The 17,017-nt window shown below is 74.8% G+C and carries 15 protein-coding genes; 12 read left to right on the top strand and 3 right to left on the bottom strand.

From position 1 onward, the window contains the following. Positions 1 to 51: 51 nt before the first annotated feature. Together rplQ and FIC82_RS16580 are read left to right on the top strand one after the other, a co-directional pair. Complete coding sequence (gene rplQ / locus FIC82_RS16585) at positions 52 to 615, top strand: 50S ribosomal protein L17 (protein WP_154799238.1); 564 nt, start codon at positions 52 to 54, stop codon at positions 613 to 615. A 199-nt stretch (positions 616 to 814) separates the two neighbouring features. Further along, entirely contained in the window at positions 815 to 1,639 is an 825-nt protein-coding gene (locus FIC82_RS16580; protein WP_253691236.1) for an alpha/beta fold hydrolase, read from the top strand. A gap of 6 nt (positions 1,640 to 1,645) precedes the next feature. Here the strand turns inward: FIC82_RS16580 and FIC82_RS16575 are convergent, their stop codons facing one another. Further along, positions 1,646 to 2,416 carry an ROK family protein gene (locus FIC82_RS16575; RefSeq protein ID WP_154799237.1) on the bottom strand — a complete coding sequence of 257 codons (771 nt, stop codon included), beginning with the start codon at positions 2,414 to 2,416 and terminating at the stop codon, positions 1,646 to 1,648. A 155-nt stretch (positions 2,417 to 2,571) separates the two neighbouring features. Here FIC82_RS16575 and truA point away from each other — a divergent pair, with 155 nt between their 5' ends. Continuing rightward, complete coding sequence (gene truA / locus FIC82_RS16570) at positions 2,572 to 3,453, top strand: tRNA pseudouridine(38-40) synthase TruA (RefSeq protein WP_154800450.1); 882 nt, start codon at positions 2,572 to 2,574, stop codon at positions 3,451 to 3,453. 82 nt (positions 3,454 to 3,535) lie between these two features. Here the strand turns inward: truA and FIC82_RS16565 are convergent, their stop codons facing one another. Further along, a complete protein-coding gene (locus FIC82_RS16565; RefSeq protein ID WP_154799236.1) occupies positions 3,536 to 3,937 on the bottom strand; it encodes a DUF5709 domain-containing protein in 402 nt (133 codons plus the stop codon). Positions 3,938 to 4,089: 152 nt separating this feature from the next. Between FIC82_RS16565 and FIC82_RS16560 the strand changes: the two genes are divergently transcribed. The 8 genes from FIC82_RS16560 (at position 4,090) to FIC82_RS16525 (ending at position 13,768) form a co-directional block, all read left to right on the top strand. Beyond that, positions 4,090 to 5,784 (top strand): ABC-F family ATP-binding cassette domain-containing protein, encoded by a 1,695-nt coding sequence (locus FIC82_RS16560; protein ID WP_168732017.1) that lies wholly within the window; start codon positions 4,090 to 4,092, stop codon positions 5,782 to 5,784. Between the two features lie 45 nt (positions 5,785 to 5,829). Beyond that, positions 5,830 to 6,786, top strand: coding sequence for an oxygen-dependent tRNA uridine(34) hydroxylase TrhO (gene trhO, locus FIC82_RS16555; RefSeq protein ID WP_154799235.1), 957 nt, complete (start codon positions 5,830 to 5,832; stop codon positions 6,784 to 6,786). A 170-nt stretch (positions 6,787 to 6,956) separates the two neighbouring features. Then, positions 6,957 to 7,400 carry a 50S ribosomal protein L13 gene (gene rplM / locus FIC82_RS16550; protein WP_047234564.1) on the top strand — a complete coding sequence of 148 codons (444 nt, stop codon included), beginning with the start codon at positions 6,957 to 6,959 and terminating at the stop codon, positions 7,398 to 7,400. Positions 7,401 to 7,444: 44 nt separating this feature from the next. Next, positions 7,445 to 7,933 (top strand): 30S ribosomal protein S9, encoded by a 489-nt coding sequence (gene rpsI, locus FIC82_RS16545; RefSeq protein WP_168732016.1) that lies wholly within the window; start codon positions 7,445 to 7,447, stop codon positions 7,931 to 7,933. Between the two features lie 146 nt (positions 7,934 to 8,079). Beyond that, positions 8,080 to 9,441 carry a phosphoglucosamine mutase gene (gene glmM, locus FIC82_RS16540; protein WP_154799233.1) on the top strand — a complete coding sequence of 454 codons (1,362 nt, stop codon included), beginning with the start codon at positions 8,080 to 8,082 and terminating at the stop codon, positions 9,439 to 9,441. Further along, complete coding sequence (locus FIC82_RS16535) at positions 9,438 to 10,079, top strand: peptide deformylase (RefSeq protein WP_418884330.1); 642 nt, start codon at positions 9,438 to 9,440, stop codon at positions 10,077 to 10,079. Before glmM ends, FIC82_RS16535 begins: the two co-directional genes overlap by 4 nt. Positions 10,080 to 10,147: 68 nt before the next feature. After that, the gene (hrpB, locus tag FIC82_RS16530; RefSeq protein ID WP_216609922.1) at positions 10,148 to 12,688 is read left to right on the top strand and encodes an ATP-dependent helicase HrpB; all 2,541 of its coding nucleotides are present in this window, start codon (positions 10,148 to 10,150) and stop codon (positions 12,686 to 12,688) included. A 258-nt stretch (positions 12,689 to 12,946) separates the two neighbouring features. Continuing rightward, positions 12,947 to 13,768 carry a DedA family protein gene (locus FIC82_RS16525; RefSeq protein ID WP_216609921.1) on the top strand — a complete coding sequence of 274 codons (822 nt, stop codon included), beginning with the start codon at positions 12,947 to 12,949 and terminating at the stop codon, positions 13,766 to 13,768. 35 nt (positions 13,769 to 13,803) lie between these two features. Here the strand turns inward: FIC82_RS16525 and coaA are convergent, their stop codons facing one another. Continuing rightward, positions 13,804 to 14,703, bottom strand: coding sequence for a type I pantothenate kinase (coaA, locus tag FIC82_RS16520; RefSeq protein ID WP_253691884.1), 900 nt, complete (start codon positions 14,701 to 14,703; stop codon positions 13,804 to 13,806). A 301-nt stretch (positions 14,704 to 15,004) separates the two neighbouring features. On the opposite strand from coaA, the gene glmS reads away from it, so the two are divergent. Then, positions 15,005 to 16,882, top strand: a complete 1,878-nt coding sequence (gene glmS, locus FIC82_RS16515; RefSeq protein ID WP_154799232.1) for a glutamine--fructose-6-phosphate transaminase (isomerizing) — start codon at positions 15,005 to 15,007, stop codon at positions 16,880 to 16,882. The last annotated feature ends 135 nt before the right edge of the window (positions 16,883 to 17,017 follow it).

Raw genomic sequence — 17,017 nt, 5'->3', positions numbered from 1 at the left:
CGCGTCCGGGTCCGCACCTGCGGCGCGAACACTTCCCAAGGAGCACATCCCATGCCTACCCCCGCCAAGGGCCCCCGGCTCGGCAGCGGACCGGCTCACGAGCGTCTGATGCTCGCGAACCTGTCCACCCAGCTCTTCGAGCACGGCCGCATCACGACCACCGAGACCAAGGCGAAGCGCCTGCGCCCGGTGGCCGAGCGTCTCATCACGTTCGCCAAGCGTGGCGACCTGCACGCGCGTCGTCGCGTCCTGCGCGTCGTGCGCGACAAGTCCGTGGTGCACACGCTGTTCACCGAGATCGCCCCGCAGATGGCGGAGCGTGAGGGTGGCTACACGCGCATCACGAAGGTCGGCACGCGCAAGGGCGACAACGCGCCCCTCGCGGTGATCGAGCTCGTCACCGAGCCCGTCAGCCCGAAGCAGGCCGTCGTCCGTGAGGCCGAGAAGGCCGCGGAGAAGGCGAGCAAGAAGAAGGCGGACAAGCCGGCCGAGAAGGCTGAGACGGTCGAGGACGCGCCCGTCGAGGACGCGCCCGCCGCCGTCGAGGACGCTCCGGCCGAGGACGTCCAGGACGCGCCCGTCGAGGACGCCGCCGAGGAGAAGAAGGAGGCCTGAGCCTCCTCGATCGACTCTCGGAGTCCTCCGGGGCTCCACGCCGCAGGGCCCGGAACCGTAGGGTTCCGGGCCCTGCGGCGTCCCTGGTGGACACGCTGTCCCGGCATCGGGCGACGTGGTGCCGGTCGGGGGAGCGCCGGGTGCCCGACGGCGGACCTCCGGCCGCGCGCACGACCGCACCGCGGCCTAGGGTCGACGGGTGCCCTGCCGCGACACCACCGCCGGTACCGGGCGGGCGGCGTGGCCGCCCGTCGTCCTCGTGCACGGCTCGCGCACGTCGCGGTCGATGTGGCGCGACCAGCTCGCCGCCCTGCACCGGGCGGGCGTCGACGCGCTCGCCGTGGACCTGCCGGGGCACGGCGCGCGGCGGGGGGAGGCGTTCACCCTGGACGGTGCCGTGGACGCCGTCGTGACCGGGATCGACGGGCTGGGCGGGTGCGCGCTCGTCGTCGGGCTGTCGCTCGGCGGCTACGTCGCGATCGAGACCCGGTCGCGGCACCCGGAGCGCGTCGTCGGGCTCGTGGCGGCCGCCTGCTCCACGCCGCCCGCGACGCGGCTGCGCGGGGGCTGGCTCCTCGTCGCCCGCGGCATCGAGCGGCTGCCCGACGGGGGAGCGGGGCTCAACCAGGCGCTCGTCGACCGGGCGCTGACGCCCCAGGGCGCAGCGGACCTCGCGGCCGGGGGGTTCGCGCTCGACGTGATGAGCGCGATCCTGCGCGAGGTCGAGGCGGTCGACCCCGTCGCCGCGCTCTCCGCCACGGACTCGCCGGTGTGGCTGGTCAACGGCCGGTGGGACCACTTCCGGTTCGGTGAGCGGGGGTTCGTCGCGGCGGCCCGGCGCGGGGGAGCGTCCGCCCGCCTGGTGGTGGTCCCGGGCGCACGGCACCTCGTGAGCCTCGACGCACCGGTCGCGTTCAACCGGGTCCTGCTCGACGCGCACCGTGCGGTCGCGCGGTCCGTCGACCGTGGCCTCGTCGTCGGCGACGCCACCGGGGCACGCCAGGACCGCGTGCCCGGGCGCTGAGCGCCGTCAGGCGGGTGGTAGGTCCCAGGCGCGCGCCCCGCCGACGAGCGCCGCCGAGTTGGGCACGACGACGACGTCGTCGCCGAGACGGTCGAGCACCGTCGGGGTGATCTGCCGCGAGTTCCCACCGCCGAGGTAGAGCCGGTCCCACCAGAAGACGGGCCGCAAACCCTCGACGACCGCGAGCACGCGCCGTGACCACAGCCCGTTGCCGAGCCGCCGCCGCTCGGGCTCGCCGACGTACTCGTCGTAGGTGGTGCCGCGGCGGACCGGCGCGCGCGACCACTCGAGGTGGGGCGCGAGCCGCCCGCCGTGGAACAGCGCGGAGCCCAGACCCGTCCCGAGCGTCAGCACGAGCTCCAGCCCGGACGCCGCGACGACGCCCGCGCCGTGCACCTCGGCGTCGTTGAGCACGAGGGCGGGCACACCGAGGCGCGCGGCCACCGAGGCCTGGACGTCGAAGCTCGTCCACGCCTCCACGAGCGCCGGGTCGACCCGCGAGCGGGGGCCGCTGCGGGTCACGTAGTGCGGCGTGTGCACGACGACGCCGCGCCGGATCATGCCGGGCATGCCGACGGTGACCCGGTCCGCGGAGGGCAGCGTGGCAGAGATCTCCGCGATCGTCTCGACGAGCAGCTCGGGCGGCAGCGGGTAGGGCGTCGGCACACGGACGGCGGCGGCGTGCGCGGTGCCCGACGCGTCGAGCACGTTCGCCTTGATCCCCCCGCCGCCGCAGTCCACGGCGAGGGTGCGGAGGTCTGCTCGGTCGCCGGTCATGGGCGGCAGCGTAGGCACGACGGCGCGCGCGCCGCACGGCCGGGCGACTACGGTGAACTCCCGTGAGCGACGCCCCGGCCCCCGAAGTCCCCGCCCCCGCCCCTGCCGACGAGGCGGGCACGGCGTCGGACGCCGCGGCGACGGCACGGCACGGGCTGCCCGACGACGTCGTGCGGGTCCGCCTGGACCTCGCCTACCAGGGGACGGACTTCGCGGGCTGGGCCCGTCAGCCGACTCTGCGGACCGTCCAGGGGGCGATCGAGGACGGGCTCGCGACGCTCCTGCGCGGCCCGGCGCCCCGCCTGACCGTCGCGGGGCGCACGGACGCGGGGGTGCACGCGCGGGGCCAGGTCGCGCACGTCGACCTCACGCGGGACCAGTGGGAGGCGCTGCCCGGGCGCTCCGACCGCGCCCCCGGGGACGCGCTCGTCGCGCGGCTCGGCGGGGTGCTGCCGGGCGACGTCGTCGTGCACCGCGCCACGCCGGCCCCGGACGGGTTCGACGCGCGCTTCTCCGCCCTGCACCGCGCGTACACGTACCGGGTCGCGGACGACCCGGTTCAGCGCGACCCGCTGCGGCGCGCGTGGGTGCTGTGGAACCGGCGCCCGCTCGACGTCGCGGCGATGGACGCCGCGGTCCGGCCGCTGCTCGGGGTCCGGGACTTCGCGGCCTTCTGCAAGCCGCGCCCCGGGGCGACGACGATCCGCGAGCTCCAGCACCTGTCATGGTCCCGACCCGTCGACGGGCCCGACGCGGGCCTCGTCGTCGCGCACGTCCGCGCGGACGCGTTCTGCCACAACATGGTGCGCGCGCTGGTCGGCGCGTCGCTCGCCGTGGGGGAGGGCCGGCGCGGCGTCGACTGGCCCGAGCAGCTCCTCGCGAGCCGTCGGCGCGACGCGGGCGCCGGCGTCGTCCCCGCCCACGGGCTCGTGCTGGAGGAGGTCACCTACCCGCCGGACGACGAGCTCGCCGCTCGCGCCGACCGGATCCGTGCCGTGCGCAACGAGGAGGACGTCTGGGAGGCCGGTCCGTCCTGACGGCTGTTCCACCCGGTGCGGGGTGATCCACGGGGCGGCGCACCCCGCGCCGGACGGAATCCCTCGGCGCGGAGGTCGCCTCTCAGGGCTCCTCGACGACGTGGACGGCCGCCTCCTCGGCGCCCGCGGCGCCGCCGGAGATGCCCTCGTCGTCCGCGTACGTGTCGTTCTGGCGGCCGTCGAGCGCGTCGGGGTCGGCGACGAGGCGGCCCGAGCGCGTCTCGTCCGGCCGGTCGAGCGGGTCGCGGTCCCAGTCCTCCGGCTCCTCCTCGGAGAGACGCTGGTCGAGCGTCTCGCCGTGCACCTCTTCCCACGGCGTCTCGCCGTGGTGGTTCTTCCGAGGGCGGTCGGGCGGGGAGTAGCCCTCGTCGAGCACGTCGTCGACGCCGCGGTCGAGCAGCGTGTCCTCGGCCTGGAGCTGGTCGTTGTCGCCCTCGGCGCCGGTCTCCGGGTCCGGGCTGGTGCCGGTGGTGTCTTGGCTCATGCGTCCACAGTGGCACCTCGCGCGGCCCGACGCAGCATCTGCGGCCGGACCTGCACGGACGTGCTGCCGGCGAGGGCGGGTCGACGCCGGGGCGGTCGGGGGTGCGCGGAATCCGCGTGACCCGGCGGGTCAGCCCGGGGGACGATGGCCTCGTGGGACACCTCGACCTCAGCGACGTCACGTATCACCTGCCCGACGGGCGCACGCTCCTGGACGGCGTGAGCCTGCGCGTCGCGGACGGCGCGCGGGTCGCGCTCGTCGGGCCGAACGGCGTCGGCAAGTCGACGCTCCTGCGCATCGTCAAGGGCGACGTCGCGCCGCACGGCGGGGCGGTCGTGCGCAGCGGCGGCCTCGGCGTCATGCGCCAGGACGTGGGGCGCATCGACGACGACCGCACGGTCCGCGACCTGCTCGTCGAGCTCGCGCCGGTCGCGGTCAAGGAGGCGGCGCTCGAGCTCGCCGCGGCGGAGCACGACATCATGACGGTCGACGACGAGCCCGCCCAGCTCCGGTACGCCCAGGCGCTCGTCGACTGGGCCGACGTCGGGGGCTACGACGCCGAGGCGGCGTGGGACGAGGTGACCGACGAGGTCCTGTCCGTCCCGTTCGACAAGGCGCAGTGGCGCGACGTGCGCACGCTGTCCGGCGGCGAGCAGAAGCGCCTGGCGCTCACGGCGCTGCTCCGCGGGCCCGAGGAGGTCCTGCTGCTCGACGAGCCGGACAACCACCTCGACGTGCCGACCAAGCGCTGGCTCGAGGAGCGGCTGGTCGCGTCGCCCAAGACGGTCCTCTACGTCTCGCACGACCGCGAGCTGCTGTCCCGCACGGCGACGCAGGTCGCGACGCTCGAGCCGACGCCGGGCGGCGGCACGGTCTGGGTGCACGGCGGCGGGATCGCGACGTACGCGCAGGCGCGCGCCGACCGCCGCGACCGGCTCGCCGAGCTCGCGCGGCGGTGGGACGAGGAGCACGCCAAGCTCCGCGAGCTCGTGCTCACCCTCAAGACCAAGGCGGCCTTCAACGACGGGCTCGCGAGCCGGTACCAGGCGGCGCGCACGCGCCTGCGCAAGTTCGAGGAGGCGGGGCGCCCCGAGGTGCTAGCGCGCGAGCAGCGTGTCTCGGTGCGGCTCACGGGCGGCCGCACGGCGAAGCGCGCCGTGACGTGCCACGAGCTCGAGCTCACCGGGCTCATGCGGCCGTTCGACCTCGAGGTGTTCTTCGGGGAGCGCGTCGCGGTGCTGGGCTCCAACGGGTCGGGCAAGTCGCACTTCCTGCGCCTCCTCGCCGCGGGCGGCACCGACCCGGAGCCCGGGGTGGTGCCCGACGCCGCGACGTCCGACGGCGTGCGACCCGACCCGGTGGCGCACACGGGCCGCGCCGTGCTCGGCTCGCGCGTGCGGCCGGGCTGGTTCGCCCAGAACCACGACCACCCGGAGCTGCGCGGGAGGACGCTCCTGGAGATCCTCCATCGCGGCGACGGGCACCGGGCCGGCATGGGCCGCGAGGGCGCGAGCCGCGCGCTCGACCGGTACGAGCTGGTCGGCCAGGCGGAGCAGCGCTTCGAGACCCTGTCGGGCGGGCAGCAGGCGCGGTTCCAGATCCTCCTGCTCGAGCTCGACGGCGCGACCCTGCTGCTGCTCGACGAGCCGACGGACAACCTCGACCTGCACTCGGCGGAGGCGCTCGAGGCCGGCCTCGCGGCGTTCCAGGGCACGGTGCTCGCGGTGACGCACGACCGGTGGTTCGCGCGCGGGTTCGACCGCTACCTGGTGTTCCGCGGCGACGGGGAGGTCGTCGAGGCGCCCGAGCCGGTGTGGGAGGTCGAGCGCGTGCAGCGGGTGCGGTAGCCGCCGCGTGCCGGGGCGGGTGCCGCCGTCCCTATCCTGGTGGGCATGGCCGTCCACAAGATCGTGCTCTTCTACGCCTTCACGCCGCTGCCCGACCCCCGCGCGGTGCAGCTCTGGCAGCGGGCGCTGGGGGAGCGGTGGAACCTCACGGGGCGCGTGATCGTCGCCGAGCACGGGATCAACGCGACGCTCGGCGGGACGGTCGAGGACCTCAAGCAGTACGTGAAGACCACGCGGCAGTACCCCGGGTTCGAGGGGATCGACGTCAAGTGGTCCGACGGCACGGGCCGGGACTTCCCGCGCCTGTCCGTGAAGGTGCGTCCTGAGCTCGTGGCGTTCGGCGTCCCCGACGAGGTCGTGGTCGACGAGAGCGGCGTCGTCGGTGGTGGGGCGCGGCTGAGCCCGCAGGCGCTGCACGACCTCGTGGCGGAGCGCGGCGACGACGTCGTGATGTTCGACGGCCGCAACGCGTTCGAGGCGGAGATCGGTCGGTTCCGCGGCGCGGTGGTCCCGGACGTCGCCACGACCCGCGACTTCGTCGCCGAGATCGACTCGGGCCGCTACGACGACCTCAAGCAGCGGCCCGTCGTGACGTACTGCACCGGGGGCGTGCGGTGCGAGGTGCTGTCGGCGCTCCTGACCGCACGCGGTTTCGAGGAGGTGTACCAGCTCGACGGCGGCGTCGTGCGGTACGGGGAGGCGTTCGGGTCGCAGGGGCTGTGGGAGGGCTCGCTCTACGTGTTCGACGAGCGCATGCACGTCGACCTCGGCCCGGGGTCGACCCCGCTCGGCGCGTGCACGGGCTGCGGGGCGGCCACCGCGAAGTACGAGAACTGCGCCGACCCGAGCTGCCGGACGCTGCGCCTGTACTGCCCGGACTGCGTGCACGTCGCGCGCTCGACGCGGTGCGAGACGTGCGTCGTCGAGCGCCCGGCCACCGGCCTGCCTACCAGCCCGCCTACCAGCTCCGCCGCTTTGACCGGTGGCCTGCCCCGCGGGTAGTCTGGTGAGTCGTTGTGCTCATCTCACGACGCCCGTGTCGCTAGCGCGCCCACTCGCTGCCGGCCAAGGAGCGGGTGTCGACCGAGCCCGCCGCGCAACGACCTGCCCTCTCGGCCGCACGCTTCAGCGGCCGAAGAAGACATCCTGAGACAGAAACGAAGGCTACGACCGTGCGTACGTACACCCCGAAGCCCGGCGACGTCCAGCGCGACTGGTACGTCATCGACGCGACCGACGTCGTCCTGGGCCGCCTGGCCACCCACGTGGCCACCCTGCTGCGCGGCAAGCACAAGCCGACCTTCGCTCCGCACGTCGACGGCGGTGACTTCGTCATCGTCATCAACGCCGGCAAGGTCGCCCTGAGCGGCAACAAGCGCGAGCAGAAGATGGCCTACAACCACTCCGGCTACCCGGGTGGTCTGCGTGCCGTCGCCTACGGCGACCTGCTCGACAAGCACCCCGAGCGTGCTGTGGAGCGGGCCGTGCGCGGCATGCTCCCGAAGACGACCCTCGGTCGTGCCCAGTTCGGCAAGCTCAAGGTCTACGCGGGTGCCGAGCACCCGCACGCCGCGCAGCAGCCGAAGCCGTTCGAGATCACCCAGGTCGCGCAGTAATCGCCGCCCAGGCGATGCGCACAGAGAGACGCGAGGACACACCCGTGGCCGAGACCACCGTCGACACCGACACCCTGGGCGACGAGACGCCCAGCACCTACACCTCCGAGTCCGCCGCCCCCACGGGCCGCGGCCAGAGCATCACCGCCCCCGGCCAGGCCCTGGGCCGCCGCAAGGAGGCCGTGGCGCGCGTGCGCCTCGTCCCCGGCACCGGGCAGTGGAAGATCAACGGGCGCACGCTCGAGGACTACTTCCCGAACAAGGTCCACCAGCAGCTCGTGAACTCCCCGCTGAAGCTGGTCGACGTCGAGGGTCGCTTCGACGTCGTCGCCCGCATCAGCGGCGGTGGCACGTCCGGCCAGGCCGGTGCGCTGCGCCTCGGCATCGCTCGTGCGCTCAACGAGATCGACGCCGAGCACAACCGCCCCGCGCTGAAGAAGGCCGGCTTCCTCACTCGCGACGCCCGCGTCGTCGAGCGCAAGAAGGCCGGTCTCAAGAAGGCTCGTAAGGCACCGCAGTACTCCAAGCGCTGATCCTGCGCTGTGCGCTCGTCGGCCCCGGTGGACCTCGTCCACCGGGGCCGACGTCGTTTGTGAGGGACGGTGACCAAGCCCGCCGAGGGCGGGGCAGGGCAGGCGGTCGTACGGTCGACGTACGGCCGGTCGAGGAAGGACTTTCCATGGGACGGCTTTTCGGCACCGACGGGGTGCGCGGGCTGGCGAACGGCAACGTGACGGGCGAGCTCGCGCTCGACCTCGGCGTCGCGGCGGCGCGCGTGCTCGGGAGCGGGCAGGAGGAGGGGCACCGTCCGCGCGCGGTCGTGGGTCGCGACACGCGGGTCTCGGGCGAGTTCCTGGGCGCGGCGCTCATCGCGGGTCTCGCGAGCGCGGGCGTCGACGTGAAGGACGTGGGCGTACTCCCGACGCCCGCCGTCGCGTACCTGACGAGCACCATGGACGTCGACTTCGGCGTCGTGATCTCGGCCTCCCACAACCCGATGCAGGACAACGGGATCAAGTTCCTCGCGCGCGGCGGGGTCAAGCTCGACGACGCGGTCGAGGACCGGATCGAGAGCCTGATCGGGCAGGAGTGGGAGCGGCCCACGCACGGCTCGGTGGGCCGGATCTCCCCGGACTCGGGGCGCGCCGGCGGCGCGTACGTCGAGCACCTCATGGCGAGCATCGGGGCCGACGAGGACCACAAGCCGCTCGCGGGCCTGCGGATCGCGGTCGACTGCGCGAACGGCGCCGCGAGCGACGTCGGCCCCGCGGCCCTGCGCGCGGCCGGCGCCGACGTCGTCGTCATCAACGCGAGCCCCGACGGCCGCAACATCAACGCCGCGTGCGGCTCGAACCACCCGGAGCAGCTCCAGGCCGTCGTGGTGGCGTCCGAGGCGGACTTCGGCGTCGCGTTCGACGGCGACGCCGACCGGTGCGTCGCGGTCGACCACGGCGGGACGGTCGTCGACGGGGACCAGATCATGGGCGTCCTCGCGCTCGCGCTGAAGGAGGAGGGCGCGCTCCCGCACGACACGCTCGTCGTCACGGTCATGAGCAACCTCGGCCTCCTCCTCGCGATGCGCGACGCGGGCATCTCGACCGTCCAGACGGCCGTCGGCGACCGGTACGTCCTGGAGGAGATGCGGGCGCACGGCTACGGCCTCGGGGGCGAGCAGTCGGGGCACATCGTGCTGTCGCGTTACGCGACCACGGGCGACGGCGTGCTCACGGCCCTCCAGCTCGCGGCGCGCGTGCGGGCGACCGGTCAGAAGCTCGCCGACCTGGCGGGCGTCGTGCAGCGGCTCCCGCAGACGCTCCTCAACGTCCCCGGCGTGGACAAGGCGCGTGCGTCGAGCGACGAGGAGCTCCAGGCCGCCGTCGCGGACGCGGAGCGGACCCTCGGCGAGACGGGTCGCGTCCTGCTGCGCCCGTCGGGCACCGAGCCGCTCGTCCGCGTCATGGTCGAGGCGGCGACGCAGCAGCAGGCCGACGCGGTCGCGGCGCGGCTCGCGGGCGTCGTGCGGGACCGGCTCGCGCTGTGAGCGCGACGGGACCGACGACCGACCGGGAGACGACGGGCGTGCGGCAGGGGGTCGACGACGCGCTGCGCGCGCACGTGGTCGCGCTCCTCGACACGTACGACGACGGCGTCCTCCCGATCGTGCAGGCCGGGCACCCGGTGCTGCGCACGCCGGCCGTGCCCTACGCGGGGCAGCTCGGCGACGTGCTGCCGCGCTTCCTCGACGCGATGCGCGCGACGATGCACGCCGCTCCCGGGGTGGGCCTCGCGGCGCCGCAGGTCGGGATCGGCCTGGCGGTCGCCGTCGTCGAGGACCCGGGCACGCCCGACGTGGACGACGAGCGCGAGCGTCCCCCGCTGGCGTTCCGGGTGCTCGTCAACCCCCGGTACGAGGCCGTCGGCGACGAGACGCGGACGTTCTTCGAGGGGTGCCTCTCCGTGCACGGCTGGCAGGCGGAGCGGACGCGCGCCCGCTCGGTGCGCCTCACCGGGCAGGACGAGGCGGGCGAGCCCTTCGACGACGTGCTGACCGGCTGGCCGGCCAGGATCGTCCAGCACGAGACCGACCACCTGCGCGGCGAGCTCTACGTCGACGCGGCCGACCTGCGCACCCTCGCGTCCACGCTCGGGGTCGCGCGGCTCCCGGGCGGGGCTCGCTAGGACCGGTCGCGGTCCCGGCGGCCGGCCCGCCGTTCGGCCCGTGCGGTCCGCCGCGCGAGACTACCGGGGTGGATCCGCTCACCCGACTCCTCGCCGCGCCGCCCGACCTGCCGGTGGGGCGCCACCTGACCGACGTGGTCTCCGCCGTGCACGCGGTGGGGGCCGTCGTCGTGCAGGCGCCTCCCGGGACCGGCAAGACGACGCTCGTCCCGCCGGCGCTCGCGGCCGCCCTGGAGGGCGCCCGGGACGGTCGGGTCGTCGTGACCCAGCCGCGGCGTCTCGCGGCCCGGGCGGCGGCACGCCGGCTCGCGTCCCTGCTCGGGGAGGACCTCGGGGGAACCGTCGGCTACACCGTGCGGGGCGAGTCGCGGACGTCGAGGCGCACCCGGGTGGAGGTCGTCACCACGGGCACTCTCGTCCGCCGGCTCCAGCGCGACCCCGAGCTGCCGGGCGTGGCGGGCGTCGTGCTCGACGAGGTGCACGAGCGTCACCTGGACGACGACCTCGCGCTCGCGCTCCTGGCGGACGTGCGCGAGAACCTGCGCGACGACCTCGCGCTCGTCGCGATGTCCGCGACGGTCGAGGCGGGGCGGACGGCCCGAGCGCTCGGCGGGGGCGCAGGACCGGTCCCCGTGGTCCAGGTCGAGGGCGGGCTGCACCCGGTCGACGTCGTCTGGTGCCCCGCGCCCGGTCCGCGTACCGACGCCCGGGGCACCTCGGACGCGCTGCTCGACCACGTGGTCGCCACGACGCATCGTGCGCTGCGCGAGCGGGACGGCGACGTCCTGGTGTTCGTCCCGGGCGCGCGCGAGGTCGACGTCGTGTCGAGCCGGCTCGGACGCGGCTCGGCGGACGTCGACGTGCGCCCGCTGCACGGCCGGCTGCCCTCGCACGAGCAGGACCGCGCGCTCGAGCCCGGCCCACGGCGCCGTGTCGTGGTCTCGACCGCGGTCGCGGAGTCGTCGCTCACCGTGCCGGGGGTCCGGGTCGTCGTGGACGCCGGGCTCGCCCGCGAGCCGCGCACGGACGTCCGCCGAGGGCTGCCCGGCCTCGTGACCGTCGCGGTCAGCCGGGCCGGTGCCGAGCAGCGTGCGGGGCGCGCCGGGCGCGAGGGGCCGGGAGCGGTGTACCGGTGCTGGTCGGAGGGCGACCACGCGCGCCTCGCACGGCACCCGGAGCCCGAGATCCGCACCGCGGACCTCACGGGCTTCGCGCTCGAGCTCGCGTGCTGGGGCAGTCCCGACGGCTCGGGCCTCGCGCTGCTGGACCCGCCGCCCGCGGCCGCCTGGACCGCGGCGCGCGAGGTGCTGCACGGGCTGGGCGCCGTCGGGCCGGACGGGGTGACGCCGCTCGGGCGCCGCATCGCCGACGTCCCCGCCGACCCGCGCCGCGCCCGGGCGCTGCTCGACGCCGCCCCCGAGGTCGGCGCGCGGCGCGCGGCGGAGGTCGTGGCGCTGCTCACGGAGGACGTGCGCGTGCCGGGCGCCGACCTGCCGGCCGCGCTGCGTGCGCTGCGCCGCGGTGGTCCGGGCTCGGGTACCTGGGCGGCGCAGCGGGACCGGCTCGAACGGGTCGCGCGCGCCGCCGCGGCGCACCCGACCGCGACCCCGGGCCCGGCCGCGCACGACCGGCTCACCGACGACGTCGCCGTCGGGCACGTCGTCGCGCTCGCCCACCCGGACCGCCTGGCCCGCCTGCGCCCGGGCGGCGAGACGTACCTCCTCGTCTCGGGGGCGGGCGCGCGACTGCCCCCGGGCTCGCCGCTGCAGGGCGCGCCGTGGCTCGCGGTCGCGGACGTGGACCGCGCGGCGGGCCGGGCGGACGCCGTCGTGCGGTCCGCCGCACCGGTCGACGAGGCGACGGCGCGCGCCGCCGCCGCACCCGAGCTGCGGTCGTCCGGTGTCGCCGAGTGGTCCGGCGGGCGCGTGCGCGCCACGCGGGTGACGTCGCTCGGCGCGATCGAGCTCGTGCGCGAGCCGTGGCGCGACCCGCCCGCGGACCTGGTGCTCGCGACCGTGCGCGACGGGCTGCGCCGGGACGGCCTCGCGAGCCTCGCGTGGTCGGACGGCGCGCTCCGGCTGCGGGACCGCCTGCGCTTCCTGCACCGCGTGCTGGGCGACCCGTGGCCCGACGTCGGCGACGACGCGCTCCTGGACGGCCTGGACGCCTGGCTGGGCCCCGACGTCCCCGCCGTCGCACGAGGGAAGAGCACCGACCTCGCGGGCGCGCTGCGCCGCCTGCTGCCGTGGCCGGAGGCTGCTCGGCTCGACGCGCTCGCGCCCGAGCGGATCGAGGTCCCGAGCGGGTCGCGCGTGGCGGTGGCCTACGACCAGGACCAGCCCGTGCTCGCGGTCCGGCTCCAGGAGACGTTCGGCTGGGCGAGCACGCCCCGGGTCGCCGACGGACGCGTGCCCGTGCTGCTGCACCTGCTGTCCCCGGCGGGTCGACCTGCCGCGGTCACGGCCGACCTGGCCTCGTTCTGGGTGCAGGGCTACCCGCAGGTGCGGGCCGAGCTGCGCGGCCGCTACCCCAAGCACGCGTGGCCGCAGGACCCGCGCACCGCCGAGCCGCTGCGCAGCACGCGGCACCCGCGCCGCCGTGACGGCTGAGCAGGTGGAGGGCCTGGTCCTCACGACGTACGCCCTCGTCGGGCGAAGTCGTTCGTCGGGATGACGACGCCGCGCGCTCACCCCCGGGAGACTCGTCACCGGGCGCAGCGTCCGCTGCGCGGGAATCCTCGGGGGTGAACCGGGGGTTTCCCTGATGGTCGACGTCCTCGCGCTCCGTAGGCTTGTCCTGGTGCAGGACGACCGACCTGCCGCCGCCACCTGCCTGGCCTCCCCGCCAGCCGACGAACGAGGACGCCGTTGACCGAGGCCGTCTCGACCTTCCTGGAGAATCTGGAGACCTGGATTCTCGCCCTCGCGGCGTCCGCGTGGATCTACCCCGCGCTGTTCGGCTTCGCGACGATCGACGGTTTCTTCCCGCCCATCCCCAGCGAGTCCGTCGTCATCACGCTCGCCGTGTCCGCGCACGCGACCGGCGAGCCCAACCTGCTCCTCGTGCTCCTGGTCGCCGCGGCCGGGGCCTGGACCGGCGACCAGATCGCCTTCGCGATCGGGCGGGCGATCGGCACGGACCGCGTGCGGTTCCTGCGCACCCCGCGGGGGCGCAAGGCCGTCGCGTGGGCGGAGCGCGCGCTCGCCCACCGCGGGGCGTCGTTCATCCTCGCGGCCCGCTACATCCCCGTCGGCCGGGTCGCCGTCAACATGACCGCCGGGGCGGTGGGCTACCCCCGCCGCCGCTTCATGGCGTTCTCCGGCATCGCGGCCGTGACGTGGGCGGTGTACTCCGTCCTCATCGGCTACGCGGCCGCGCAGTGGCTGGGGCACGAGCCGCTGCTCGCCATGGTCGTCGGGGTCGTGCTGGGGATCGCCTCCGGGTTCGTCATCGACCGCGTCCTCATGATGCGGGGACGTCGCAAGGGGGAGCTGCCGACGGCGGCGGCCACGACGCCCGCCGTCCCGGACGCGGGTGCCGCGGCCGGGACGTCTCCGGACGCGGGGGCCGTCCCGACGTCGTCCGCCGCGCCGGGGCCGAGCACGTCCGAGCCGCCGGGTGCGCCGTCGTCGGGGGCGCCGGGAGCGACCGCCTCGGAGCGGCCCGGCGCCACCCCGCGCGCGTCCTGAGGGGGCGGGCCGCGGCCCCCCGGGGGCCCGCTGGGTCAGAGCTTGCGCAGCCGGACGCGCTGGACCGAGTGGTCCGAGCCCTTCGTGAGGACGAGGGTCGCCCGCCCGCGCGTCGGCAGGATGTTCTGCTCGAGGTTCGGTGCGTTGATCGAGTCCCAGATCGACTTCGCCTTCTCGACCGCCTGCTCGTCCGTGAGGTCCGCGTAGCGGCGGAAGTACGACTCGGGGCGCGCGAACGCGGTGCGGCGCAGGGCGAGGAACCGGTCGACGTACCACTGCCGGATGTTGCGGGTGCGGGCGTCGACGTAGATCGAGAAGTCGAAGAAGTCGGACACCGCGACCGTGGACTCGTCGTGCGCGCTCGGGCGCGCCGGCTGCAGGACGTTCAGGCCCTCGACGACCAGGACGTCCGGCTTGCGCACGACCGTCTCGGCCCCCGGGACGATGTCGTACGTGAGGTGGTCGTAGACGGGGGCCCGGACCTCGGCGTGGCCCGCCTTGACCCGGGACAGGAACCGGATGAGCGCGCGCCGGTCGTAGGACTCGGGGAAGCCCTTGCGCTCCATGAGCCCGCGGCGCGCGAGCTCCGCGTTGGGGTAGAGGAACCCGTCGGTCGTGATGAGCTCGACGCGCGGCGTCTCGGGCCAGCGGGCCAGCATCTCGCGCAGCACGCGCGCCGTCGTGGACTTGCCCACGGCCACCGACCCCGCGACGCCGATGACGTACGGCGTGTTGCCCGTGTCCTCGCGGAGGAACGTCGACGTCGCCTCGTGCAGCCCGGACGTCGCGGTCACGTAGAGGTTGAGCAGGCGCGACAGCGGGCGGTAGACGGCGTCGACCTCCGCGAGGTCGATCGGGTCGCCGAGCCCGCGCAGCCGGGTGACGTCGTCGTCCGTCAGCGGCAGCGGCGTCGACTCCGACAGGCGGCTCCACACCGCCCGGTCGAGGTCGACGTACGGCGACGCGGACGGCGCGGCGAGCCGGGCCGGGAGGAGGTCGGACGGGTCGGGCTCCGTGCTCGTCGCGCGGTCCGCGGCGTCGGTCGTGAGCCCGGTCGGCCCGGTCGTGTCGGTCGGACGGGGAGAACTGTCCACCCGGCGATTCTGCCGGATCGTGCGGGCCGGTCGTGCCGCGAGCCCGGTCGAGCCCCTCCCGAATATGGCAGCGGTGGTCACCAAAACCCGCGGAATCTCGCCGCTCCCGAGGCCGGTCGCACCGTGGATAGACTCGATCACCATGTGCGGAATCGTGGGCTACGTAGGCCCTGGAACCATGGTCGGAGAGGCCTCGGGGCGACCCCTCGACGTCGCTCTCGAAGGACTCGGACGGCTCGAGTACCGCGGCTACGACTCGGCCGGGGTCGCGCTCGTCGCGCCCGGGGTCGAGGCCGTCGCGTTCGCGAAGAAGTCGGGCAAGCTCGCGAACCTGGTCGAGGAGATCGACCTGCACCCGCTGCCCGCCGCGACCGCGTCGATCGGCCACACGCGGTGGGCGACGCACGGCGGCCCCACCGACACGAACGCGCACCCGCACCTCGCGGACGACGACCGCCTCGCCGTGATCCACAACGGGATCGTCGAGAACTTCGCGACGCTCAAGTCCGAGCTGCTCGCCGAGGGCGTGCTCTTCCGGTCCGAGACGGACACCGAGGTCGCGGCGCAGCTCCTGGCCCGTGCCTACCGCGAGACCAAGGACCTCACGCTCGCCATGGGCCAGGTCGCGCGCCGGCTCGAGGGCACGTTCACGCTCCTCGCCGTGCACGCCGACTCGCCCGACACGGTCGTGGGCGCGCGGCACGACTCGCCCCTCGTGGTCGGGCTCGGCGAGGGGGAGAACTTCCTCGGCTCCGACGTCGCGGCGTTCATCTCCCACACCAAGGAGGCGCTCGAGCTCGGGCAGGACCAGATCGTCACGATCACCCCGACGTCGGTCGAGGTGAGCGACTTCGACGGGAACCCCGCCGAGGCCAAGCGGTACACGGTCGACTGGGACGCGGCCGCCGCGGAGAAGGGCGGCTTCTCGTCCTTCATGGACAAGGAGATCCACGACCAGCCCCACGCGGTCGCGGACACCCTGCTCGGCCGGACGGACCCGTCGGGCAAGCTCGTGCTCGACGACCTGCGCATCGACGAGGCCGTGCTCCGCTCGGTCGACAAGATCATCGTCGTCGCGTGCGGGACCGCCGCGTACTCGGGCCACGTCGCGAAGTACGCGATCGAGCACTGGTGCCGCATCCCGGTCGAGGTCGAGCTCGCGCACGAGTTCCGCTACCGCGACCCGATCGTCGACGAGAAGACGCTCGTCGTCGCCGTGACCCAGTCCGGCGAGACGATGGACACGCTCATGGCCGTGCGCCACGCGCGCGAGCAGGGCGCCAAGGTCATCTCGATCGTCAACACGCACGGGTCGACCATCCCGCGCGAGTCCGACGCCGTGCTCTACACGCACGCCGGCCCGGAGATCGCGGTCGCGTCGACCAAGGCGTTCCTCTCGCAGATCACCGCCGCCTACCTGCTGGGGCTCTACCTGGCGCAGCTGCGCGGGAACAAGTTCCCCGACGAGATCTCGGCGATCCTCGAGGACCTGCGCGACATGCCGCGCAAGATCCAGACGGTCATCGAGCGCGGCGAGTACGTGCGCGCGACCGCCCGGTCCATGAAGGACGCGAAGTCCGTGCTGTTCCTCGGCCGGCACGTCGGGTTCCCGGTCGCGCTCGAGGGCGCGCTCAAGCTCAAGGAGCTCGCGTACATCCATGCCGAGGGCTTCGCGGCGGGCGAGCTCAAGCACGGGCCGATCGCGCTCATCGACGAGGGCCAGCCGGTGTTCGTCGTCGTGCCGTCGCCGAAGGGCCGCGAGGGCCTGCACTCGAAGGTCATCTCGAACATCCAGGAGATCCGGGCCCGCGGTGCGCGGACGCTCGTCATCGCCGAGGACGGGGACGACGCCGTGCGCCCCTACGCGGACGAGATCTTCTGGATCCCCGAGTCGGCCACGTTGCTCTCGCCGCTGCTGGCCGTCGTGCCGCTGCAGATCTTCGCGATGGCGCTCGCGACGGCCAAGGGCCTCGACGTCGACCAGCCGCGCAACCTCGCGAAGTCGGTCACGGTCGAGTAGCCGTCTCCCGACCCCGCCGCTCGCCGACCAGGTGGTCCTGGTTCGTCCGGTCTCCCGGACGAGCCAGGACCACCTGCTCGTGGTGGCGGGATCGCCTGGTCCGGGGACGGTGGGGCGGGCGTCCGGCCGTAGGGT

Source organism: Cellulosimicrobium protaetiae, assembly GCF_009708005.2.
Taxonomy (GTDB): Bacteria; Actinomycetota; Actinomycetes; order Actinomycetales; family Cellulomonadaceae; genus Cellulosimicrobium; species Cellulosimicrobium protaetiae.
Note: the sequence above shows the minus strand (reverse complement) of the source record. Positions and strands in the feature narration are given on the sequence as shown.